8 protein-coding genes are annotated in these 25858 nt (G+C 44.5%); 5 read left to right on the top strand and 3 right to left on the bottom strand.

Annotation, left to right across the window (positions count from 1 at the left end):
• The first annotated feature begins 18 nt into the window (after positions 1-18).
• Genes C6347_RS17025 through C6347_RS17005 form a run of 5 tightly spaced genes read left to right on the top strand, consistent with a single transcriptional unit; the run spans position 19 to position 21834 of the window.
• A complete protein-coding gene (locus C6347_RS17025) occupies positions 19-2688 on the top strand; it encodes a non-ribosomal peptide synthetase (protein WP_106071890.1) in 2670 nt (889 codons plus the stop codon).
• The gene (locus tag C6347_RS17020; protein WP_106071889.1) at positions 2681-7186 is read left to right on the top strand and encodes an SDR family NAD(P)-dependent oxidoreductase; all 4506 of its coding nucleotides are present in this window, start codon (positions 2681-2683) and stop codon (positions 7184-7186) included. Before C6347_RS17025 ends, C6347_RS17020 begins: the two co-directional genes overlap by 8 nt.
• 18 nt (positions 7187-7204) lie before the next feature.
• Positions 7205-14431: a type I polyketide synthase gene (locus tag C6347_RS17015; protein ID WP_258182082.1), complete on the top strand. Its 7227-nt coding sequence runs from the start codon at positions 7205-7207 to the stop codon at positions 14429-14431.
• Entirely contained in the window at positions 14424-20834 is a 6411-nt protein-coding gene (locus C6347_RS17010) for a type I polyketide synthase (protein WP_106071887.1), read from the top strand. Before C6347_RS17015 ends, C6347_RS17010 begins: the two co-directional genes overlap by 8 nt.
• On the top strand, positions 20827-21834 hold the full coding sequence (locus C6347_RS17005; protein WP_060595710.1) for a phosphotransferase enzyme family protein: 1008 nt from the start codon (positions 20827-20829) through the stop codon (positions 21832-21834). Before C6347_RS17010 ends, C6347_RS17005 begins: the two co-directional genes overlap by 8 nt.
• A gap of 41 nt (positions 21835-21875) precedes the next feature.
• On the opposite strand, the gene C6347_RS17000 is transcribed toward C6347_RS17005, so the two are convergent.
• From C6347_RS17000 to putP, 3 genes are all read right to left on the bottom strand, one after another.
• On the bottom strand, positions 21876-23282 hold the full coding sequence (locus C6347_RS17000) for an alkaline phosphatase (protein WP_106031380.1): 1407 nt from the start codon (positions 23280-23282) through the stop codon (positions 21876-21878).
• Positions 23283-23394: 112 nt separating this feature from the next.
• Positions 23395-24087: an MgtC/SapB family protein gene (locus C6347_RS16995; RefSeq protein ID WP_034664661.1), complete on the bottom strand. Its 693-nt coding sequence runs from the start codon at positions 24085-24087 to the stop codon at positions 23395-23397.
• 164 nt (positions 24088-24251) lie between these two features.
• Positions 24252-25733 (bottom strand): sodium/proline symporter PutP, encoded by a 1482-nt coding sequence (gene putP / locus C6347_RS16990; RefSeq protein ID WP_012009183.1) that lies wholly within the window; start codon positions 25731-25733, stop codon positions 24252-24254.
• Positions 25734-25858: the final 125 nt, after the last annotated feature.

Raw genomic sequence — 25858 nt, 5'->3', positions numbered from 1 at the left:
AAAGAGGTGAATGGAAGAGTGATTGAACATGATGATTTTCAACTGAAAGCAGCGGCGAAGGAAAAGGCGAGGGAAAGAGCCTACTGGACATCTATTTTATCAGGTGTCCAGCTTGATGGCCGGATCCCTCATACGGTTTCACAAGCCCATTCTGCTGCAATGAACCGATCGCTTCATTCGTCCTTCCCTGTGGCTATGAACCATTCGTTAAAGCAATTATGTGGAGATTCTGATTTGCGCCTGTTTATCGTGCTGACCACAGCTGCTTTTGGCTTGCTTCAACGTTATAGCGGAAAAACTGAGTTGATGGTGACTGTTCCTACAATGGAACAGTCTGCCAATCAATCAGCCATCAATCATATGCTGCCGCTTAAGGCAGAGATTGAGCCTCATATGAGCTTTAGCGCAGGGCTAGAGGCAGTGAAACAATCGTTTCAGGAGGCAGTGCGTCATCAAAACTATCCTGTTCATATTTTAATGGATGAGCTTTGGCATTCAGTAGGAGAAGACAAGAAGCGTGTCAATCTGGCATGTGCGTTTGAGCCATTGCATGGGCATGCTGACCGAGAGCAGCTGCATGCGGATGTGCTCATTGTTTGGAAGAAAGAACAAGATTACCTTCATGCTGAAGTTCACTGGGATGCTTCCATTTATGACGATCAAATGATGGAGCAGTTCTCCAGACATTTCATGACACTCACAGAGCAATGTCTCAAAACCCCGGAACAAGCGATGAGCACACACTCATTTTTATCTGATATGGAGAAAAGTCAGCTGTTTGATTCGTTTCAAGGAGAGTCGCTCGCTTATCCAGTGGATCGTGATATTGTGTCGTTATTTCAAGAACAAGTCCAATTGCATCCAGCACGAACGGCTGTTGTGTTTGGCACCACCTCCTATACATATGAAGAGGTTGATGATTTATCGAATCGCATTGCACTTAGACTGTCTCAAAGTGAGATGACACGTGAGACTCCTGTTGGACTCAGAATGAATCGGTCTGCTGAACTGGTCATTGCCATTTTTGGCATTTTAAAGGCTGGCTATGCTTATTTACCGATTGATGTCCATCTGCCGATCGAAAGAATTCGGTATATGCTCAAAAACAGCGGTGCTGCAGCTATTGTCTCGGATGCAGAAGGATATGAAGGATTGGATGTCGAGGTTCATGTGATTCAAGACATGCTTCAAGAATCGCCAATAAAAGAGAATCTGACTTGGTCTATTTCGCCTTCGGATATGGCGTATGTCCTGTATACATCAGGAACGACAGGGCATCCAAAAGGGGTCGTTATTGAACATCGTCATGTCATTAATTTGGTATATGGAATGAAAACGCGCTTTTTTGATCTGCTCCCTGATCCTTTGCAAGTAGGGATGCTGGCTTCACACATTTTTGATGCGTCTGTGCAAACATTGTTCCCGGCATTGCTCCTCGGGCATACGCTGCATATTGCCAAAGATGAAGTCCGTATGGATGGGCATGCGTTATGGTCGTTTTACCAAGAAAACCACATTCAGCTGTCAGATGTGACCCCTTCTCACTTAAAGCTGATGAACAAGGCAGCAGCGCAATCAAAACAAGACCTGCCTGCTTTGAACATGCTGCTGGTGGGCGGAGAGGTGTTCACAAAAGAGCTGATGGATCAATTTTTACAGCATGTATCAGGTGAAAAACCGATCATGATTAATGCGTATGGGCCGACTGAATGTACGGTTCAGTCATCATCCTTTTTGATTCCCCATGACTGGGACGAGCAGGTCATTCCTATTGGGCAGCCGATGCCGAATGAGCATATTTTCATATGTGACGCGCAAGGGGAGCCAGTTCCGATTGGCGTCTTTGGCGAACTATATATAGCAGGCGATGGTGTAGGTCGTGGGTACATCAATCACCCTGATCTGAGCAAGGAGAAATTTATCAAAAAACCAGAGCTGAGCAGCGGGATGTTATACGGTACGGGAGACCTTGCAAGATGGCGGTTTGATGGGTTGATAGAATTTGCTAAAAGAAACGATGGCCAAGTGAAAATCAGAGGGTATCGAATTGAGCTCGAGGAGATTCGCAGAGCGATTCTTGATGACCCGCATATGCAAGGACTGATTCAAGATGTCATTGTCATTCCTAAGGAAACGAAGGATCAGGACCAATACATTTGCGCATATATGATGGCAAAACAAGCGATAGATCAGCGTGCGCTTCGTCAGTCTTTAAGTGAAAGGTTACCAGGTTATATGGTGCCGAGGCATGTCATTCAAATAGAACAATTTCCTTTGAATCTATCAGGGAAATTGGATATCCAAGCACTGCCGAATCCAGAAGATCAAGTGGCAGGCAATCAAGAGCCGTTGACCATTCAAGCACATAATGAAACAGAGCAGAAGCTTGTTCGCATTTTCGCATCTATTTTACAAGTCCCTGCTGCGCAGATACGTATAGATGAACCGTTTTTCGATTTAGGCGGGAACTCTTTTAATATCGTTGAACTGTCCAATAAAGTGAAAGAGGAATTTCAGCAGGAGCTGACAGTGATGGAGCTGTTCCAATATACAACTGTTTCGCAAATAGCCGCTCAATTGAGAACCAAAGTCTCAGGGCAAGAGAAACAGATCGAAAATGATGGAGAAAATGAAGCGGATGACTTAGAAAGTGCCGCTCAACTGTTAGGCGGGATGATAGATGAGTAAGTTCACAGGATTAGAGGTTGCAGTGGTTGGGATGGCCTGCCGTTTTCCGGGAGCAAAGAATATTCATCACTTTTGGGACAACCTTGCAAATGGAAGAGAGTCCATTACGTTCTTTTCAAGGGAAGAGCTGCTGGAGGCAGGGGTTGAGAAAGAAGCATTAGACCATGAGCAATATGTACGTGCTAAAGGAGCAGTCGATCAGCATGATCACTTTGATGCAGATTTCTTTGGTTATTCACAGCGTGAAGCAGAAGTAATGGACCCGCAAATCCGCATGTTTCATGAGGTGGCATGGGAATCCCTTGAAGATGCAGGCTATAACCCTGAAACCTATCAGGAACCGATTGGTTTATTTGGAGCTGCTTCTGCTAATTTATATTGGCAAGCTGCTTCCATGCTGATGAGAACGAATCACTCATCTGAACAATTTGCGGCTGTTCAATTAACAGATAAAGATTTCATGAACACAAAGGTATCCTACAAATTGAATTTGAAGGGACCGAGCGTAGCTGTTGATACAGCTTGTTCTTCCTCTTTGACTGCCATTCATATGGCGGCGCGCGCCCTGATTACTGGAGAATGTAAAATGGCACTCGCAGGCGGCGTCACCATTACGACCCCTCACAAAAAAGGATACATGTATCAAGAGGGCATGATCATGTCGCCAGATGGGCACTGCCGGGCTTTTGATGAACAGGCAGAAGGAACCGTTGGCGGCGAGGGCTGTGGAGTTGTTGTGCTCAAATCATTAAAGCAGGCACTAAAGGATAAGGACCATATCTATGGCGTGATTAAAGGTTCAGCCTATAACAATGACGGCGGGCGGAAGGTTGGCTACACAGCACCAAGTATAGAAGGACAAAGCGAAGTCATTAAAAAGGCACTCAACATCAGTCGTGTAGAAGCTGAGAGTATATCTTATATTGAAGCACATGGCACAGGTACAACTCTTGGAGATCCAGTTGAAATTGAGTCACTAAAGCAAGCTTTTCAAACGGATAAAAAACAGTTTTGTGCGATTGGGTCTGTGAAAACCAATATTGGTCATCTTGACTCAGCCGCAGGGATTGCAGGTTTTATCAAGACAACGCTTAGTCTGTACCATCAGATGCTGCCGCCTAGCCTTCATTATAAAAAACCGAATCCGAAAATTGATTTTGAATCAAGCCCATTTTATGTAAATACAACACCCGTACCATGGACGAAATCAGAGCAGCCGCTGCGTGCCGGTGTCAGTTCATTTGGAGTCGGCGGAACGAATGTACATCTGATCATGGAAGAGGCACCCGCCGCCGACAAACCGTCAGTAGAAAGAGATCATGAACTAATGGTGATTTCGGCAAGATCGAAGCAGGCGGTTCAAAAGTCTGCTGAACAAATGACCTCTTATTTAAAAGAACATAAGCATGTCACACTATCCGATGCTGCATTTACCCTGCAAGAGGGACGAAAGCATTTTCCTTATCGACAAGCTTTTCTTGCAGGTCCGGGCCGCACATTCCAGTCAGCCGGCCAGCCGCAAAAGGCCTTTCAACAGCCTGCGATCGTTTGGATGTTTTCTGGTCAAGGTGCTCAGTATGTGAATATGGGCAAGGATTTATATGAGAAAGACCCTGAATTTAAAGAAACGCTTCAGAAATGTTTTGCCATTATTTTATCGTTATCAGGTGTTGAGATCGAGAACGTGTTATATCCAACAACCGAAGAAGAGTTCATAGAAGCAGAACAACTCATGCAGCAAACATCATATACACAAATCATCTTGTTTAGTTTTGAGTATGCGCTCGCATCGAAGCTGATGGGACTAGGCATATGTCCGCATTATTTCATTGGTCATAGTATTGGAGAAATCACGGCTGCCTGCGTGGCCGGTATGATCAACCTTGAAGATGCCATCCGGATCGTTTTAAAAAGAGGCAGTTTGATGCAAAAAATGCCTCCAGGTGAAATGGCCGGTGTGTCACTCCCTGCCGAAGAGATTGAACATGATCTTCCAGAAGGTGTCGAGCTTTCTGCAGTGAATAGCTCACAATTATCTGTTGTTTCCGGTCCTTCAGAACGGTTACAGATTTATCTCGAACAAGCTGAAAAAAGAGGAGCTTCTGTCCAAAAGCTGAAAACCTCTCACGCCTTTCATACGAGTATGATGGATGAAGCGTCCGAACAGTTTAAGAACGTTCTCTCGGAAATCACCTACCAGCAGGGCGAGATTCCGATCCTTTCGAATGTGACAGGGAGCTGGTTAACAAATGAACAAGCCGCATCACCTGATTACTGGGCATCTCATATCAGGCAGCCTGTTTTATTTAGTCAAGGAGTAGAGACGTTACTTGGACTTGGAGAAGTGGTTTTCATTGAAGTGGGGCCAGGTCATACGTTAACTCAATTTGTGAGACGACATGATGACTATGATGTGAACAAAGCAGCGGCTGTTTCAATGGTGAGACATCCAAAAGAACAAGCTGCTGATGATGAATATATGAAAAAGGCTATAGGGAAGCTGTGGAGTTTTGGAGTGGAACCGAATTGGAGCGCTGTCAGAAAAGAAAAGGCCCCATATCGAGTGTCACTGCCAACATATCCATTCGAGCATCAAATATTCCCCTCTCCGCAGTTTAAAGCGGATCAGCTGATGACCGCTTTAGCGCCATCAGAAAAGGGGGAGAAACTCTCAGCTGATTTTCAAGACTGGTTTTACATTCCGGTATGGGAACGCTCTGCACCTGTACTAAAAGAGCAGCATCATCAAGGGAAGCGTATCTTGGTTTTTGAGAAAAATGGTCATATTGGCGCTTATTTGAAAGAACGGCATGCAGAGGTTGTCAGCGTCTGTCAAAGTGATCATACGATCAAAGAAAATGACCAGTTGATGAAGGCGGACGTTCATATGCTGTCACATTTAGAGTGGGTGATGGCTGAACTGCAGCAATCTGAATTTATACCGGAAGAGATCATCTGGATGCATGATGAACTAACAGAAGATACAGGTGATCAGCCAAACTACTTATCTGTGCTCGATCTCGTCAGGCTGATCAGCCAGTATCATAACACAGCCATCCGTCTTCATCTTGTGACAAACCAAGCGCATGATGTAATCGGGATGGAGAAGGTCAATCCTCTTCAAGCAACATGTACTGGGCTGGCTCTGACCATTCCTCAAGAATATCAGCATATTGCGTGTCAGCACATTGATTTATGTCAGGAAACAAAGGCGGACTGGCCGCTATTTCTTTCATACGAGGTTGCAATGCACGATCAAGATGCGGTCGTGGCGTATCGCGTGAACAGCAGGTGGGTTCGAAAGGCTTCAAGCACCCCTTTAAACAAAGAGGAATCTTCCAAGCAGCCTTTCAGGACTCATGGCGTTTACCTCATGACCGGCGGTATGGGGGGCATTGGCTTCACATTAGCTAAACATTTAGCAGAAACGTATCAAGTGAAACTTGTGTTCATGAGCCGAGTACAAATACGTGAACGCTCTGCATGGCTTGATCTGCGTGATGCGGAGGGGAAAGAAGCTGAAACCGTGAAAAAGCTGATGACTCTTGAAGGGTTAGGAGCTGATGTACAAGTTGTACACGGTGATGTGTCAGATCAAGATGCTGTGCAGAAAGCGGTCCAGCTGGCTCATACGTCATTTGGTGATTTACATGGTGTCATTCATGCGGCAGGAGAGGCAGACGGGAAGATCATCCAAGCAAGAACAGCAGACGATGAAATTCGCATGTGTCAGGCAAAAATCAACGGGACCTATGTGCTGGATGAAGCACTCAAGGATGAAACGCTCGACTTCTTTTTACTTTGTTCATCCCTTGTGTCCTTTCTTGGAGCGGCTGGACAAGTGGCTTATGCGGCTTCCAATGCTTTTATGGATAGCTTTGCTCATGCGAAGAGGCAGGAAGGAAAGCCAGTGATTTCTTTAAACTGGGATCGGTGGGAAAAAGTCGGTATGGCACACGACTCAGCATTAGCGGCCAAAGTCAATGACATGATGGCACTTGAGGAGCAGGCGGGAATTTTGCCAGAACAAGGGATAAAGGCCTTTCAGGAAGTGCTGCGTCTAGATTATCCGCAAATTCTTGTTTCTGTTCGAGACATGGGTGAGAGAATGAAACATCGATTAACACCTATGCAGCAGGAAGAAGAGCCGTCTCAACAAATATCGAAGGTCATAGATGATCGTCTAGAAGCATCATTGAGTGATGTACTCAGCTCCTTTTTTCATCATGAACCGGATGTGAATGAGAACTTCTTTGAAATGGGTGCGACATCCCTTGATTTGCTGCAGATGAGCGGTCATATCAAATCAATTTATGGCATAGAGGTTCCGGTAGTCATGATGTATAGCCACCCGACCATCGCGTCATTGGCTGCCGAACTGAAGAAGATACATGGGGTAAAGGAAGAAAAGCAAGCTGTCACTGAATCATCTAATCTCCGTAAACAGGCGATGGCAGATGGGAAAAACCGCCGTAAACAGAGATTAAAACGAAAATAGATGGGAGAAATGCAGCGTATGTCTGATCAAGAGCAATGGACCGAATCTGGACTTGAAATTGCAGTTGTAGGATTAGCAGGTACGTTTCCCGGAGCACCGAATGTGCAAACGTTTTGGGAAAATGTATCGCAAGGGAAAGAATCCGTTACGTTTTTCACTGATGAAGAATTAAAGGCAGCGGGTGTAGATGAGACGCTGCTAAAGCGTTCTGATTATGTGAAGGCAAAACCATTTTTACAAAATGCATCATCATTTGATGCAGACTTTTTTGGCTACTCTCCGCGAGAGGCATCCATTATGGACCCGCAAATTCGATTGATGCATGAATGCACATGGCATGCGCTAGAGGACGCAGGCTATGAGCCTGAGCAATACGAAGGATTAATTGGTCTTTATGCCGGGGCATCTAGCAATCTATCGTGGATGGGGCAGCATATGTCGTCACTTGAAAAGAACGAAGATGTATTTCAAATCATGCATCTCAATGACCCGTCCTTTGCTTCTCGGATTGCTTATAAATTAAATCTAAAAGGTCCAAGCGTATCGGTACAAACGGCTTGCTCCACGTCGCTTGTTGCTATTCATATGGCCTGTCAAGGATTAATCGGAGGTGAATGCGACCTTGCGTTAGCAGGAGGTGTCACACTCCATCAGCCGCAAATCATAGGCTATCAATACCAAGAAGGAATGATTTACTCTCCTGATGGCCATTGCCGTCCGTTTGATGAAAAAGCAAAAGGAACCATTTTTGGTGAAGGTGCAGGCGTGGTTGCGCTAAAACGATTGAAAGATGCGATAGAAGACGGAGATTTTATTTATGCCGTCGTAAAAGGATCTGCAACGAACAATGATGGAAGCAATAAAGTCGGCTATACAGCCCCAAGTGTGAGTGGACAGGCAAGTGTCATTGAATCTGCGTTAGAAATGGCTGAGACAGAACCAGAGACGATTTCTTATATCGAAGCACACGGAACGGGTACGCCTGTTGGAGATCCGATTGAGATTGAGGCGCTTACCCGTGCTTTTCAAACAGATCAACAAGGCTATTGCCGGATTGGATCAGTCAAAGCCAATATTGGGCATTTAGATGCTGCAAGCGGCGTGGCTGGTTTTATCAAAACAGTCATGATGCTGCATCATCGTCAATTTGCCCCGATGCCGCACTTTGACAAGCCGAATCACCGTATTCCGTTTGATCAAACGCCATTTTATGTTGGGACAGACAAAGCGGAGTGGAAGACGTCTCATTTGCCAAGGAGAGCTGGAGTCAGTGCCTTTGGTATAGGGGGAGCAAATGCTCATGTCATCTTAGAAGAGGCGAAGCCGAGAAAAGCAAACGGCACGGCCTCGTCCAAAGAATTAATTGTGCTTTCAGCTAGATCAACGCATGATATGAAGAACATGACAAAAAACTTGAAGGAATATGTCTCCTCACATCATGAACTCTCACTTGGCCAAGCAGCTTACACCTTACAAAGTGGAAGAAAAGCCTTCAAATATCGAAAAACGTTTGTCTGTTCGTCGCGGGATGAATTATTAGAGCAACTGCAAGTGCAAGATACAGCAGGGAGAGAAAGTCTTCTTTATAAACGGATCAGCATGAGGCTGACGGGGTATCATGAGTCAGGTTTACGTGATTACATCAAGCTGTATGAGAAAGATCATTCTTTCAAAACAGAAGTGGATCGATTAATGAGCCTCGTCCAATCTGCGGTACCTATCAAAAAAGACGAGCTGTTCCATTCCAAACAAAGCAGACAATCAGAAGTGGCTATGCTGATCATGACATCGGCTTTTGCCAACGAGCTAAGGTCACTCGGAATTGAACCAGATGGTTGGATTGGAGAAGGCAGCGGAGTCTGGACAGCTTTATATGCAGCAGGCGGGCTTGAGCTAAGAGACGCAGCATCAATTGTGTACGACCTTCATGACACCGAGACGGTTAATCAAAGGCTGGCTTCCCTGCCTCAGAGAACACTCCAACAGCCTGTTTACATGCAGCAAACCGGGGAGGAACTAACCACTTTCCACCCATCGTCTGCAAAGCGTTTTCTTGATATGGATCAGCCTGTAAAACCGCCTTTGATTGAGCAAGAATCAACAGCCTTGATCATTGATCTTTCAATAAAACAAAGCATTGTGGTTGAAAAGGGAGCAGAAAAATCAATCGAACCACTTGATGGAGACATTCTTCAAATCGCCGGTGTTCTTTGGGAAATGGGGGTCGGCTTATCCTTTCCTTTAACAGAGGAGAAGAACAGGCAGCGCATTCCGCTACCTGGGTATCCATTTCATAAAACCGATTTTTCTGCACAAACAAATACGATGGCAGCCATTGAGCCACAAAAGCCGCAGGATGTAAAGCGTGTTTTTACTTCGCTCGCTTCTTTACAAAAAGATATTTACGACATTGTTCAAACTCATTTTGGATTTGATCAAATAGATGATGAATCGCCATTTTTTGAATTTGGTGCGACATCACTTGATATATCTCAGCTTGCAGCGAAAATATCTGAGCGAATGGATCAACAAATTGACACTGTTCAATTGTATCGGTTTGCTACAGTGGCAAGCCTTGCTGAATATTTGTTTGAAGAACAGATGGAACGTGATCAAACATCTGCTTCTCTCCCAATAAAGAACATGTCCCAGGAGCATACGGATATTGCGATTGTCGGAATGGCAGGAAGATTCCCAGGGGCTTCGTCGCTAGAAGACTTTTGGCAGCGTCTTGTGAATGGCGAGGAAATGATTCACTTTTTCACAGAAGAAGAACTCAAGAAAGCAGGGCTGGATGCGTCTGTCTATCAGCATCCGAATTTCATTGGAGCAAAAGGCCGTTTACAAGAGATCGAAGGCTTTGATGCAGACTTCTTCAACTATTCTGCTAGAGAGGCAGAGCTCATGGATCCGCAGTTCAGGCTCTTGCATGAATGTGCTTGGGAAGCGCTGGAGGATGCTGGCTGTGACCCTGATCGAATGGCAGGGAAAATTGGCGTTTATACAGGAACGAGTCCAAATCATGAGTGGCTGACGCGCTTTGCACATCAAATGGAAGCAACCGAGCAATTCAGCGCAATGCTGTTAAATGATCGTGAATTCTTTAGTACGCAGCTTTCTTATAAATTGAATTTACACGGGCCTAGCGTGACCATGCAGACAGCTTGTTCGACCTCACTTGTCAACATTGGCATGGCTTGTCAAGCATTATTGAATCAAGAATGTGATGCAGCACTGGCTGGCGGTGTGACGGTCAGTTCTCCAGAAAATATCGGCTACATCTATCAAGATGGGATGATTCAATCAAAAGATGGACATTGCCGTCCGTTTGACCAAGAGGCGAGCGGAACCATTTTCGGAGATGGAGCGGGGATTGTTCTGCTAAAACGTTATGAAGATGCGATGAGAGACGGCAACCCGATTCATGCGGTCATCAAAGGGGTTGGTGTGAACAATGATGGCAGCCGAAAAGCTGGTTTTACCGCTCCGAGTGTGGAAGGACAGGCAGAGGTTTTAAAAGAAACGTATGAAAAATCAGGTATCGATCCCGCATCCATTGGTTATGTAGAAGCACATGGTACGGGGACAAAAATGGGAGATCCAATTGAGGTATCTGCCCTTAGTCAAGTGTTCAAAGGGACAGATCCGCTGACGATTCCGATCGGTTCTGTGAAAAGTAATGTCGGCCACTTAAATAGTGCGGCAGGGATTGCAGGTCTGTTTAAAGCCATTTTGGCCCTCCAGCATAAAACGATCCCGCCAACCATTCATTATGAATCACCCAATCAGGAGATCCCTTTCAAAGATACACCGTTTTATGTGAATCAAAAGGCGTTGTATTGGAAGGAAGCAGATGGCCCGAGAAGAGCGGGGGTTAGCTCTTTCGGTATCGGTGGAACGAACGCCCATATGATCATAGAAGAGGGCATACAGGCGAAGCAAAAACCAGCTTCTAACCAAAAGCAGCTGCTCGTCTTATCAGCAAAAACGGATACTGCTTTAGCGAAAATGACAGAGCAATTAAAGCAGTATGTGATCCAGCACCCTCAAGTTCCGCTTGAAGATATTGCTTATACATTGCGGTATGGCAGAAAGCAATTTCCATACCGAAAAGCCATCGTGCTCGCGTCTGCTGATGAATGGATGCAGCAGAACCAGCTTGAAACGAGTGTGTTCCGAAGCAAAAAATGGCGTAAAGCGACCTTTATGTTTTCGGGTCAAGGCGCTCAGTATGCTGGTATGATGCGCGGATTATACGATGCAGAGCCAGTGTTCAAATGGGAAGTAGATAGATGCTTTAAATATGTAATGGAAACGGAGCAAGTTGATTTAAAGGGCATTGTTTTTTCCAAGAATGAAACGAACGAAGACATCACAAAAACGTCAAATGCTCAGCCGCTTCTCTTTATATTTGAGTATGCATTAGCCAAATTGCTTCAGCATAGCGGTGTTGAGCCAGAATCAATGATTGGACACAGTATCGGCGAATACGTTGCCGCTTGCTTGTCAGGGGTCTTTTCTCTGGAGTCTGCATTAACACTCGTGATGGCAAGAGGAAGATTGATGCAAGACATGGAAAAAGGCGCCATGCTTAGTGTGCAATTACCTGAGGCAGAGCTGACTTCGATGATTGATGAATCGCTTTCTGTTGCTGCTGTCAATGCAAAAGACCTTTGTGTCGTTTCTGGAAGAGAAGAGCATATCACTGCATTTGAAAAGAAACTGCAAGACAAAGGAATTGTCACAAGACAGCTCCATACTTCTCATGCCTTTCATTCCTATATGATGGAGCCGATGCTTGAGGCGTTTCAACAATTCGTAGAGAAAGTAGAATTGCATGAGCCGACGATTCCGTTTATATCGAATGTGACAGGCACCTGGGCAACAAGTGAAGAGGTGATGACAGCATCTTATTGGACGAGCCACCTGCGTGGAACCGTTCGTTTTCATGAAGGTCTATCTCAGCTGTTAACCGATGAAGTACGAGCGCTCATTGAAGTTGGACCTGGAAACAGCTTGACGGCATTAGCGAAACGTCATGATAACAAAGAGTCTCATCATGATGTTCTGAATATGGTGAGGCATGCAAGAGAACAAGCGGATGACCATGCATATTTCTTAAAAAGAATAGGAGAGCTATGGGCAGGCGGCTACGAGGTCAAAGCGCAGCAACAACCAAATCAAGAGGAACGTCAGCTCGTATCGCTGCCGACCTATCCATTCGAACGGAAACGATATTGGATTGAAGCAGGAAAGCCGGCTTCTCCGCAGCTATCCGTTCCTAAGGAAACGAAGAAGAAAGAGATGGAAGAATGGTTCTACCTGCCTTCATGGGAGCAGCAGCCGCTAAAACCTGTTTTCGAAAAAGAAACAGAAGAACAAACGTGGCTCATTTTCAGGGAACAGGATGCTTTTCATGAACTGTTTACCCATTCATTTAAGCAACAAGGTATCAAGGTCATTTCTGTCACAAAGGGTGAAGCTTATCAAGAGCAAGATCAGTCGTTTACGATCAATCCGGCAGAAGGCCAGCACTACCGTAACATGCTAGATTCATTGTCTAATAGAGGTGTCAATATCCATCGGATTCTGCATTTATGGGAAGCTGCGAAAGAAGATGACAACTCGAATCGTCAATCCGCTTTTCAGGCGCACATTGAAAAAGGCTATTACAGCTTAATTTTCTTATCTCAAGCGATTGCTGCCCAAAAAAATATTCGAGAATGCCGTCTGTTTACGATCACTAGCGGAATTCAGCCAGTCACAGGCAATGAGACGATATGTGCAGAGAAAAGTGCAATGCTTGGACCGTGTAAAGTGATTTCACAGGAATACCATCATATCAAATGCTGGAATATCGATGTGGAAGATGTGCCAGAAGTCATGTCTTGGAAGGAACAAGTACTTGTCGATCTTATTGTGCAGGAAATCATGCAGCCTGGAAAGGACCAGCTTGTGGCGTATCGCAATCGTCAACGCTGGGTGCAGAGCTACAAACGTTTGCCGCTGCAAAAAGAAGATGGACTTCCGAAGATGATCAGGCCAAATGGTGTGTATCTGATCACAGGAGGTTTAGGCGGCATCGGATTTGTTCTATCAAAGATGCTGGCGAAGGAAGGAAATGTACATCTTTATTTAACTGGAAGAACGGCATTGCCGCCGAGAGATGAATGGGCGTCATACGTTCACCAAGTAAATGCCGATGAAGCGCAGCGTACGAGAATTGAGAAGGTGCTTGAGCTCGAACGATTAGGTGCAACAGTAGAAGCGGTGCAGGCGAATGCAGGAGATCTGGATCAGATGAAACGTGTATTTGATGCCATTCGCAAAAAGCATGGCGGCGTTCATGGTGTATTCCATGCGGCAGGATTACCAGGAAGTACATCCTTCCGTGCAATCAAAGATATCCCTTCTACACTGGCGCAGGGAGAGGATCAATTCCAATCAAAGGTGAAAGGGCTCGATGTGCTAGAGCAGCTGCTGGAACAAGAACAAGCAGATTTTTGTCTTCTCTTTTCTTCCATTAGTGCATTGCTTGGGGGCTTAGGATTCTCCGCTTACTCAGCGGCTAACTTATATATGGATGCATTTGCAGCTAGACTTAATCAACATAGTCAAACCCCGTGGATGTGTGTGAACTGGGATGCGTGGAATTTCTGGGGTGAGCTAGAATCCACAATTGGTGAATCGATAAATGAGCTTGCGATATTACCAGAAGAGGGTGCTGAGCTGTTCCAGTATGTTCTGTCTAACCGGCAGAATCGACACATGCTCGTGTCCACGGGAAATCTTGAAGAACGAATGGATCAATGGCTGTCACTAGAGCCGAAGGCAGCAGAGAATGAGGATTCATATGAGGTGTCTAAGCACGAAAGACCAGAGCTCGGCAATCCATATGTGGCTCCTCGAAATGAAACTGAAAAAGCGATCTGTCAAGTTTGGCAGGATTTTATGGGCATGGAACAAGTGGGCATTCACGACAATTTCTTTGATCTCGGCGCAAGCTCGCTGGATATTGTTCAAGTCACCAATCGGTTAAATCAAGCACTTCAAACAAATGAAGCGGTTGTGACCTTGTTTACGTACCCATCTGTTGCTGAGCTTGCGAAATATATCCAGCCTTCTGAGGACTCGCAGGAAGAAGCGATGGAAGAAGAACTAGCCGTCGTCACTTCAGGTGATCGAAGAGCTCGTTTTAAACAGCAACGGAATAAAAGATTGAGAGGCGGAATCGAGAATGAATGATACAACGAATCACTATCATGGCGCAGAAATTGCTGTTATCGGTCTTGCAGGTCGTTTTCCAGGGGCCAAAAATGTAGAAGAGTACTGGGAGAATCTGAAAAAGGGAAAAGAAACCATCTCTTTTTTTACAGAGGAAGAATTACGGCGTGAAGGTACAGATGAAGCCTTATTGAAAAACCCCCGTTTTGTTAAAGCAAAAGGGATGCTAGATGATGTTGATTTATTTGATGCGGATTTCTTTGACTATACACCAAAGGAAGCGGCTATGATGGATCCGCAGTTCAGACTGTTTCATGAATGTGTGTGGACGGCGCTTGAAGACGCTGGGTACGATCCGTTTGAATATAAAGGGCAAATTGGTCTTTATACAGGTGCAGGAATCAATACAGAATGGGTCATGAGAGCACTTCAAGGGGCGGCTCAAGGTGAGGATTCGAAAACACTGGAAGCTGCCGTTCTGAATATGCGTGATTATTTAGCGACGATGATTTCATATAAATTAAATCTGAAGGGACCGAGTATGGTGGTGCAAACCGCCTGCTCGACCTCAATGGTGTCGATTCATTTAGCCGTTCAGGCTTTATTAAGCGGTGACTGTCATATGGCTGTTGCAGGCGGCGTGTCCATTCGCCTGCCGCAAAAATCGGGCTATCTTTATCAAGAAGGCATGATCCATTCATCTGACGGACATTGCCGCGTCTTTGATAACAAGGCCGATGGAACCGTTTTTGGTGATGGTGCAGGAGCCGTTATTTTAAAAAATTTAGAGGATGCCATTGAAGACGGCGATCACATTTATGCTGTCATTAAAGGATCATCTATTAATAATGACGGAAATAGAAAAGTAGGATATACAGCGCCGAGTACGAAAGGTCAATTATCAGCGATTAAAACAGCACTTCGAATGGCTGAGGTGGAACCTGAAACCATTTCGTACATTGAAGCACATGGAACCGGAACAACCCTCGGAGATCCGATCGAAATTGAAGCGCTCAAGCAAGCGTTTGATACAGATAAAAAAGGCTTTTGCCGCATTGGTTCTGTCAAATCAAATGTTGGTCATTTGAATGATGCGTCAGGTGTCGCCGGCTTTATTAAAACCGTTTTAAGCTTAAAGCATCAAGTGATTCCGCCGACGATTCATTTTGAAACGCCGAATGAAAAAATTGAATTTGCCAATTCGCCTTTCGTTGTAAACACAGACTTGACGCCATGGAGCAAGCATGAATCTCCTCGCCGTGCAGGTGTAAGCTCATTTGGGATTGGTGGAACAAATGCTCATGTCATTTTAGAAGAAGCACCTGCTACACGTGTCGCCGCAGATAGCCCTGAGGATAGTGAACTCCTTTTATTATCTGCCAAAACACCAGCAGCTCTTGAGAAAATGACCGATCGCCTTGCGGACTATTTACTTCAGCATCAGCAGCATGTTCGTCTAAGTGACGTTGCCTATACGCTGCAAACAGGGCGCCATCATTTCCCGCATAAACGTGTCATTCTTGGAAGTAACACGGCTGACATGTTACAGGCGCTGAATCAAAGGTCAAAAGAGGTGGTCAAGACGGCAAGCTCCCAAACATCGAGCCGGCCAGTCGTCTTTCTTTTCCCAGGTCAAGGATCTCAGTATGTAGACATGGGGCGTCAGCTTTATGACAAATATCCAGTCTTTAAGGAAGCGCTGGATCAATGCTTGAATCAATTCAAACAGCATATCTCAGTTGACCCATTCAGCATTTTATTCTCAACAGAAGCAAGTGATGATCCTCAGCTGATCAACCAAACAGAATATACGCAGCCGCTTCTGTTTAGTGTGGAATACGCTTTGGCTAAATTGCTGATTCATTTTGGCGTCAAACCGCAGGCACTGATCGGCCACAGTATTGGAGAATACACAGCTGCTGCCGTATCTGGTTTACTATCTGTTGAAGATGCCGTAGATCTTGTGTCTTATCGCGGACAGCTCATTAGCAAGCTTTCAAAAGGCTCTATGCTGAGCGTTCCTTTGAGTGAACAGAACGTGCTGCCATATTTAACAGATGATCTTTCACTTGCAGCAGTAAATGGTCCTGAGTTATGTGTAGTGTCAGGGGAGACCGCAGCCATTGATGCACTTGCTGAGAAGCTGGAGGCTGCTGGACATGGGTGTAGAAAGCTTCACACCTCACATGCCTTCCATTCTAAAATGATGGATGACATCCTGCCATCATTCAAAGAAAAGGTAGCTGAGTATCAATTGAATGCACCGTCTATCCCGTATATTTCTAACGTCACAGGTACGTGGATTGACCATGAAGCAGTGCAAGACCCGGCATATTGGGCTGATCACTTGCGGCAAGCGGTCCGTTTCCGTGATGGAGCGGAGACATTATTAACGGAGCTTGATCCTATTTTCGTTGAAGTCGGGCCGGGGAATACGTTAAGTGCCTTTATTCGCCAAGCCTCAAAGGAACACCATCAGCAGCCGATTCCATTGATGCGTCACCCGAAAGAAGAGGCAGCAGACGACCGCTACCTGCTGGGCAGGCTTGGTGACATCTGGCTTCAAGGGGTGCCGGTTGACTGGACAAAATGGCGAAATCAGACATCAAATCAAAAAGTATCCTTGCCGACCTATCCATTTGAACGACAAAGATATTGGATTGAAAAGGTAGATACATCCGCATTATCTTCATCCTCAGGTGTGCAAATGGTGGTGCCGAAGGAAAACAAGGCACAGGGAATAGAAAAAAACAATCAAGTCCATTCCGCCGCAGCGAATGATATTGAGGCAACGTTACAGCGGATGTGGAAAGACATTTTAGGAATTGAAAAGGTGGAAAGAGACGACCACTTCTTTGAGCTTGGCGGACATTCGTTAAATGCGACCGGTCTGATTTCTCAAATTCACAAAGAGTTTGGTGTAGAACTTACGCTCACAGACATGTTCAACAATCCGACGATTGAAAAGCTCCAAGCATTCATCGAAAAGGCAGAGAAGCATCAATATTTCAAGATTGAACCAGTGGAAAAGAAAGACACGTATCCATTATCTGCTGCTCAAAGACGGACATTCCTCATTCATCAGCGTATTGGTCAAGTGACCTCATACAACATGCCGATGGCACTAAGATGTAAAGGTGAAATTGACGTCGAGCGCTTTGAGCAGACCTTCAAGCAATTAATTGATCGTCATGAAACATTGCGAACGACCTTTGAATTAAAAGATGGAGAACCGGTTCAGCGGGTCCATGATGATTTCCACTTTGCTGTTGAAATGACAGAGGCTGATGAAGAAGGATTAGAAGCACAAATCGATGAATTCATTCGTCCATTTGACTTAAAGGCTGCACCATTGATCCGTGTGCGTTTTGTGAAAATCGCAGCACATGATCATCTCTTATTAGTCGATATGCATAATATTGTGGCGGATGGAGCGAGCATGAACATCTTTATTAAAGAATTTACTGAGCTCTATCGAGGGGAAACCTTGCCGGAACTGACCGTTCAATATAAAGATTATGCAGAATGGCAAGACAAATATTTCCGCAGCGAGATGTTTCAAAAGCAGCAGGATTATTGGAAGCAGCAAATTGGCTCAAATGTGCCAACTTTGACAATGCCATATGATTTTGAACGGAAGGAACAATCCTTCTTAGGAAGAGCGATTAAATTTAATATTGAACCGCACATCGTTGAGAAAATTGAACAGCTCGCTGAACGGTATCAACTGACAAATAACGTCATCTTGTTCCAGCTATATGGGCTGCTGCTCTCACGTTATGCGGATCAGGAGGAATTGATTGTCGGTTCACTTGTGGCTGGACGACGTCATGCAGATATCGAGCATACAATTGGCATGTTTACGAACTTCCTGCCAATTAAACTAGACATGGTACAAGAAGCAACCTTTACAGAGCAATTGGCGCAGACAAAGCAAGTACTGCTGGATGCGTATGACCATCAAGAGTACCCATTTGACCAAATGGTTGAGCATCTGAATCCAAAAACAAGACCGCATCGCAATCCATTCTTTGATACGATGCTCATCTATCATAATGAGTACGATCCGAATATTAAAATTGAAGCCGATGGACTGACATTTGAAACTCATGAGTTTGCAAAGGGAATTTCCAAACTCGATATGAAAATGGATGTTGTCAGAGAGGTAACGGGCGAGTTAAAGTGCGTGCTTCAATACAATCTAGCTCTGTTTAAACATGAGACGATGCAAGCTTTCGTCAACCACTTCCAGCACTTGGTCGAACAGGCTGTTCAAACACCTGATCAACTGCTCAAGGATTTCGCTGTTCTTTCACAGGAAGAAGAACAAGCAGCAAAAGAAAAAAGGGAGCGCGCAGAGGAAAAAGCACCGCTCGTACTGACAGTCAGCTCGACATTTACAGCAGATCCAGTCGCACCTTATATTCAGTACTGGACCAAGCAGTTTGATGTGCAGCTCGATGTTCAATTTGCACCATATGGGCAGGTTTATCAGGAATTACTAAATGAGCGCAGCCTTATCTCACAGAAGAAAAACGGTGCGAATCTTCTGCTCATTCGTTTAGAGGATATCACTGGTCCCGCTCATCTCTCACTGGAAGAAAAGAAAAAACTGGCTTCAGAGCATGCTGAAGAACTTGCTAACGTTCTGAAATCAAAAACGAAACATAACCTATATTTTGTTGGGATTCTGCCGATAAGTGCTGCTCTTAAAGACACCCTGCAAGACGTGGAACAAGAGTGGATTGCTCAGTTATCTGAGATAGGCGGTGTTCAGTTGATCGATTGTCGTCAGCTTGCTCAGCAATATCAGATGGATGACATCTTTGATGAAAAAGGAGAGCAAGCCGCACACCTCCCATTCACTGAAGTCTTTTGTGGAGCTATCGGTACAAAAGTCGCACGCGAGATCATTGCATGGCAAGGTGCACCATTTAAGGTAGCGGCCATTGACTGTGATCATACGCTTTGGAGAGGTGTCGTTTCAGAAGACGGTGTGGAAGGCATCGACATTACGCCAGAACATCAAATGCTTCAGCGCTTTTTAAAACAAAAGCAGCAAGAGGGGCTCCTGCTTGTCTTAAGCAGCAGGAACAATGAAGAAGATGTGTGGCGCGTGTTTGAAAACCACCCAGATATGATCTTGCAAAAAGACGATATCGTCGACTGGCGCATCAATTGGGAAAGTAAACCGGCACATCTAAAAGAGATGGCAGATTCTCTGAACCTTTCATTATCTCAGTTTATTTTCTTAGACGATGATCCAGCTCAGTGCTTGCGTATGAATGAAGAGCTGCCTGAAGTAATGACGCTGCTGTTACCTGCCAATGAAAAAGCGATTCCATTATTCGCCCAGCATGCTTGGGCATTCGACCGCTATGATGTCACAGATGAAGATAGAGGACGAACAACGAGCTACAAGGCTGAAAAGGCTCGTCAAAAAGAGAAAGCAGAGTCGCCGTCAATGGAGCAATTTTTACAAGATTTAAATTTGACCATGAGTGTAACAGAGTGGGGAGAAGAGCACCTTGCCCGCGTGGCGCAAATGAGCAGCCGTATTAACCAATTCCGCTTAAATGATCAGCGCTTTGATGAACAGCAGCTGAGAGAGCGGATGGAAAATGAGCATGTCCAGGGCTGGGTCATTGAAGCAGCGGATCGCTTCAGTCATGAAGGGATTGTAGGGGCTATCTTGGCTCATCATGCAGACGGCACCTTGAAAATTGATGCATGGATGCTAAGCTGCCGTGCTCTAGGGAAAGGGATTGAGCAAAAATGTCTGACATGGCTCGCTGAATACAGCCGTCAGCACCAGCTTTCTTCCATTGAATTTACATTTGCATCGACTGGACGTAATGAGCTGTTCAAGTCATTTATGCAAGAGCACCAGATGCAGGAGGTTGAGGGGCAGCAAACATATCGTATACAAGTGGAAGAAATCGATTCACTGAGCAATCACATTCAGATCGTCGACCACCTGTCACCTCGTCAGCACTCGGCAGAAGAAATAGAGGGTCAAAGGGTGGAGGCAGCAAGTCATTCAGCTTCTAAAGGTTATACATGGGAAACGGTTCAACCAGATCAAACGCTGCACAGCGGTTATGTAAAAGCCCTTAAGGTACATGATCAAGAAGGTCTTCGTGCATTATTAAAGACGGAACTGACACAAGATCATGGACTTTACGCACAGCCAACCAATGAACGCGAGGCATTGCTTTTTGATATTTGGTGTGACATTCTTCATGTGGAAAAAGTAGGAATTGACAACGACTTTTTCGATTTAGGAGGAAATTCTTTACTTGCTGTCAAAATGGAAGTAGAGATTGAAAAGAAGGGTTGGTATGTTGATGATTTGAATTTTGCTGAAAAACACACCATTCGAGAATTAGCAAAATATATGAAGAGGGAGAATCAGCATGCATAAAGATGTAAAAGCCATATATGAAGAATCAAAAATTTTAGATGAGGCCACTCATTTATACGGAGTCCAGCGAAGTGACATCCACTTTATCGCAGATGCAGAAAACTATGTGTATGAACTTAAAAAAGACGGAGAGTCTTTCATTTTAAAAATTACCCATACCATCCGCAGATCACCTGATTATATTTTAGGTGAAATGGAATGGCTCCATCACTTAGCGAAGGGCGGACTTTCGGTTGCGAAACCAATTGCTTCATTAAATGGCCGTGATATCGAGCAAGTAGACGATGGGCAAGGCGGTTCATTTTTGCTTCGAGTCTATGAAAAAGCATCAGGCCATAAAGTGGAAGAGGCAGACTGGAACGATGAATTATTTTATGCCCTTGGACAGTACACAGGGCGCATGCATAAACTGACAAAAAGCTATCAGCTGTCAGACCCACGTTATAAAAGACAAGAGTGGGATGAAGAGGAGCAGCTTAAACTGCGTAAGTATGTCCCAGCCGATCAGACTCTTGTGTTTGAACAAGCGGATCGGTTGATGGAAAAGCTGGCAAAGCTTCCGAAAAATCAGGATACGTACGGATTGGTTCATGCGGATCTTCATCACGGAAACTTCCACTGGGATCAAGGGAAAATTACGACCTTTGATTTCGATGATATCGGGTACAACTGGTTTATAAATGACATCAGCATTTTGCTATACAATGTCTTGTGGTACCCAGTCATTCCATACGAAGACAAAGCTGCTTTTGCAGGAAACTTTATGAAGCAATTCCTTAAAGGCTATCGTGAAGAGAATGAACTTGGGGATGAATGGCTTGCCTACATTCCTGACTTCCTTCGCTTACGACACATGCTGATCTATGGCTTGCTGCATCAAGCATTTGATTTGGCCACCATTGGAGAAGAAGAGAAGGCCATGCTCGCTGGCTTCCGCTCCGACATTGAGCAAGCAGCACCGATTACGACGTTTGACTTTACAAAACTAAGTCAATCTTAAAATGAAAATCCCCGCCTATATGATGAGGCGGGGGTTATTTTTTATGGGCGATAGGTGGACGGTGATTCAATAATGTGAAACAGGTTCTTTCCTTGCTTTGTATTATCGATCCAGCCTTGAAATGCTGCTTTACCAGGTCCATATGCATAGACAGGGACATCCTCACCTGTATGGGCAAAGGTTGTCCAGCCTGAGAAAGAACGCTGATCAAAGATATGTTGAATGCTGAGTTGGATCGTACTGGCCTTCCCTGATTGTGCCGCTTTCTCTACCTGTGAGATTTCCTCTTTTGTGAGCGCGAAATCAATATTGGTGTGAAGGACATCACGTACAGATTGACCCCCTGCGATTTTCTTTGCCATATACACAGGCGTTTTCTTAGCAGCTAGAATGGGTGCTGGGTCCCATTTATAGCCGGTCTCACTTGTCATACCATCTGCGCCAAAGGAAAATCCTCCAGTCGCATGATCTGCTGTGATGACGACGAGGGTTTCTTGATCCTTTTTAGCGAATTGAAGAGCCGCATGAACTGCTTTCTCAAAATCCTCCATCTCACTCATTGCGCCGACCACATCATTTTCATGTCCAGCAGAATCAATGGTACTGCCTTCAAGCAGCATAAAAAATCCATGCAGGTTGTCTTGATTTAATTGGGTTAATGCTGCCTGCGTCATGTCTTTTAAAGTAGGCACATGCTTTGGACGATCAATGGCTCGATCCAGCTCGTCCTCCTGGAATAAGCCGAGCATTTTCGAAGATGATTGAGAGGTTAAATCATCTTTTGATCGCAGAATGGAATACCCGCTCTTCTTAAATTCTTGCACAAGATTACGGTCTTTTCGGTCAAAATATTGCATTCCGCCACCTAGAAGGATATCAACTTTGTGCTCTCCGCCTATTTTCTCATCAAAAAAGTGGTCTGCAATTTGTTCTTTGTTTTTTCGGGAGACGTTATGTGTGCCAAAAGCGGCAGGTGTTGCATCGGTGATGTCAGATGAGACAACAAAGGCTGTTTTCATTTGTGCTTCCTTTGCTGCTTCAACGACACTTCTAAGAGGTTCTTTTTCTTGGTTGACGGCGATGGCATCATTGTATGTCTTTTTCCCAGTCGCCATGGCCGTGGCTGCGGCTGCTGAGTCGGTAATATTATCTCGAGGATCATCTGGATGTGTGGTCTGCATCCCGACTAAATACGGGTCCCAGACGGTTTGTGCTTTTGTAGAACCAAGCTTTTCCTGCTTGAATGTGCGGTAGGCTTTGATCACGGGCATCCCCATTCCATCGCCAACGATAAAAATAATATTTTTTGGTGTTTTCGTTTGTTTCTTGTCTGCCGCATTTGTTGATACGGGAGTGACATCATGTGAGGTTAATAGAACAGCTAATACGAGTACCGCTAGAATCCCACTCATAAGAAAAATACGATTTTTACGATCCATAGAACCCATGAAAAATCTCCTTTTATCATTTATTTCATAATTTGTATTTTATTTGAATGAAGGCGATGGTTCAACCCTTTTCCCATAAAAAAAGGCGATGAGACTTTTATCTCACCACCTTTTATACCGTATCACACTTCACGCCAACGACGCCTTCTAGATCTTTAATATCAAAGTACACATCGGTTGTATAGCGATCTTTATGCACGCGTACGCGTACTTCCATAATCGGGTAGTTCTTTTCTGTTAAATCATCAATTCGAACAGAATGAATGCGAATATTGAGGGCTTTCATTTCTTTTAAAATATCCGTCATGCGGTTTCGATCAGAAAGAGACATTCTGATGCGGATTTCTTTTTCCTGTAAGCGAATCGGCCCGATCCGCTGGAAGAGCCATGGTAGAAATTCGACACTGATCAGAATAAAGAAAAGACTGAGGAAGGCTTCTTTATAAAATCCTGCACCTGTTGCAACCCCAAGTCCTGCTGCTCCCCAGATCATCGCAGAAGTCGTGAGACCTGAGATGACATCATTGCTTTTTCGCAGAATCACACCTGCTCCAATAAAACCAACACCAGATATAATTTGCGCCGGTAACCTGAGTGGGTCCATTTGAAGCTTAGAGACTCGAGGGAAATTGTAGGCTGCATCAATGCTGATGATGGTTAATACGCAGGAGCTGACAGCAATGACAATACACGTTTTTAAGCCGAGGGGCTTTTTCTTCAGCTCTCGTTCAAGCCCGATAATCAAACCGATTAAGGTGGCCACGGCTAATTTTAAGACCGTATCCCATTCAATTGTCCAAAACATGCGTATCGCTCCTTCACTTCATGTACGTTTCACATCATGTATATGATCTTCTCACAGCCCATATGGCTGCACAACTCTTATTTTATTCAGAATCGGAAGAAAGAAAAGCTTTTTATTTTTAAAAAGAGAGTCATCCGCATAAGGCAGATGACCCTTCATGTTCTTTATTTTGTTTCTTCTTCAAGATGATTTTCCATTTTGGTAAAAAGCTTCTTAGAAGCTTTAGATGGTTTATTGGTCAAGAGGCTGACAATGATGGCAGTCAAACCACTCAAAATAAATCCGGGAACCATTTCGTACAAGCCAGTTGTATTATTCAAGCCAGTTGAGATCCACGTTAAGACAACAACTGCTCCCACAACCATTCCTGCTAGTGCACCGTGATGATTCATACGCTTCCAATATAGGCATAGAAGGATAACTGGACCAAATGAAGATCCAAAGCCTGCCCAAGCATAACCAACAAGGTCAAGAATGGTATCACTTGGATTAAGTGAAAGACAAAGCGCGATAATGGCAACGACTAGTACAGACATACGTCCAATCATCACCAGTTCTTTGTCTGACGCTTTCCTTCTAAAGAAGGTCCGGTATAAATCCTCTGTCATTGCACTTGCAGTCACGAGCAGCTGTGAAGAAATCGAACTCATAATCGCAGCTAAAATGGCAGAGAGTAAAAATCCAGTAATATACGGATGGAATAACACCTTAGAAAACACAATAAAGATGGTTTCTGGGTCTGCTAAAGTGGTACTAGTCTCATGTACATAAGCTACACCGACTAATCCAACAGACAGTGAACCAATGACAGACACAATCATCCAGCTCATACCGATACGACGTGCTGGCTTTAAATCTTTTACGGTCGTAATGGCCATAAATCGAACAATGATGTGCGGCTGTCCAAAGTAACCAAGCCCCCATGCTAAGAAGGAAATAATGCCAATGACGCTCGTTCCTCTGAATATATCAAGCAATTTTGGATCAATTTGTTGTATATCTTGATACGTGGCAATTGGACCACCTAATTGAGTAAAGGCAACGATCGGCACGAGCACTAATGCTAAAAACATAATGGCCCCTTGAACAAAATCAGTTAAACTAACTGCCAAAAAGCCGCCGAATAAAGTGTATAGGATCACGATACTAGAGGTTAAAATTAAACCAAACATATAATTCGCACCAAACGCAGATTCGAATAAACGTCCGCCAGATACCATACCTGATGAGGTGTACAGTGTAAAGAAAATCATAATAATGACAGCTGAGACAGCTTTTAATAAAGTAGAAGAATCTTTAAATCGTTTGTCAAAAAAGTCTGGAATGGTGATCGCGTCATCAGCAACCTCTGTATACGATCGTAAGCGAGGAGCTAAGAATAGATAATTCAAGTAAGCTCCACTAATCAAACCAACAGCAAGCCATCCTGACGAAAGTCCTGTTGTATACATCGCGCCTGGAAGTCCCATAAGCATCCAGCCGCTCATATCTGAAGCACCAGCAGATAGAGCTGTCACGTAAGGACCCAGCCCGCGTCCGCCTAACATATAATCATTCAAGTCATTTGTTTTTCTAAATGCATACCAGCCAATGGCCAGCATTCCAATAAAATAAATAGATAGAGAAATTCCAATCTCAATACTCATGTTTCCATATCACCTTTTTCGTATTAATTTGACATCACCTCATTCAAAATATAAAACACAGAACATCTGATATAGCTGTCTGCTCACTGCTATGGTTACTTAACCTATCAGAGTATTCCCGACTG

The organism is Bacillus sp. NMTD17, from assembly GCF_002998735.1.
GTDB lineage: Bacteria > Bacillota > Bacilli > Bacillales > Bacillaceae > Bacillus.
This window is presented reverse-complemented; position numbering and strand designations above follow the sequence as displayed.

Bases quoted from the DNA above. Each gene is read 5' to 3' on its own strand.
- C6347_RS17000 (WP_106031380.1), bottom strand. From the start codon at position 23,282: ATGGGTTCTATGGATCGTAAAAATCGTATTTTTCTTATGAGTGGGATT.
- C6347_RS17010 (WP_106071887.1), top strand. From the start codon at position 14,424: ATGAATGATACAACGAATCACTATCATGGCGCAGAAATTGCTGTTATC.
- C6347_RS16995 (WP_034664661.1), bottom strand. From the start codon at position 24,087: ATGTTTTGGACAATTGAATGGGATACGGTCTTAAAATTAGCCGTGGCC.
- C6347_RS17020 (WP_106071889.1), top strand. From the start codon at position 2,681: ATGAGTAAGTTCACAGGATTAGAGGTTGCAGTGGTTGGGATGGCCTGC.
- putP (WP_012009183.1), bottom strand. From the start codon at position 25,733: ATGAGTATTGAGATTGGAATTTCTCTATCTATTTATTTTATTGGAATG.
- C6347_RS17005 (WP_060595710.1), top strand. From the start codon at position 20,827: ATGCATAAAGATGTAAAAGCCATATATGAAGAATCAAAAATTTTAGAT.
- C6347_RS17015 (WP_258182082.1), top strand. From the start codon at position 7,205: ATGTCTGATCAAGAGCAATGGACCGAATCTGGACTTGAAATTGCAGTT.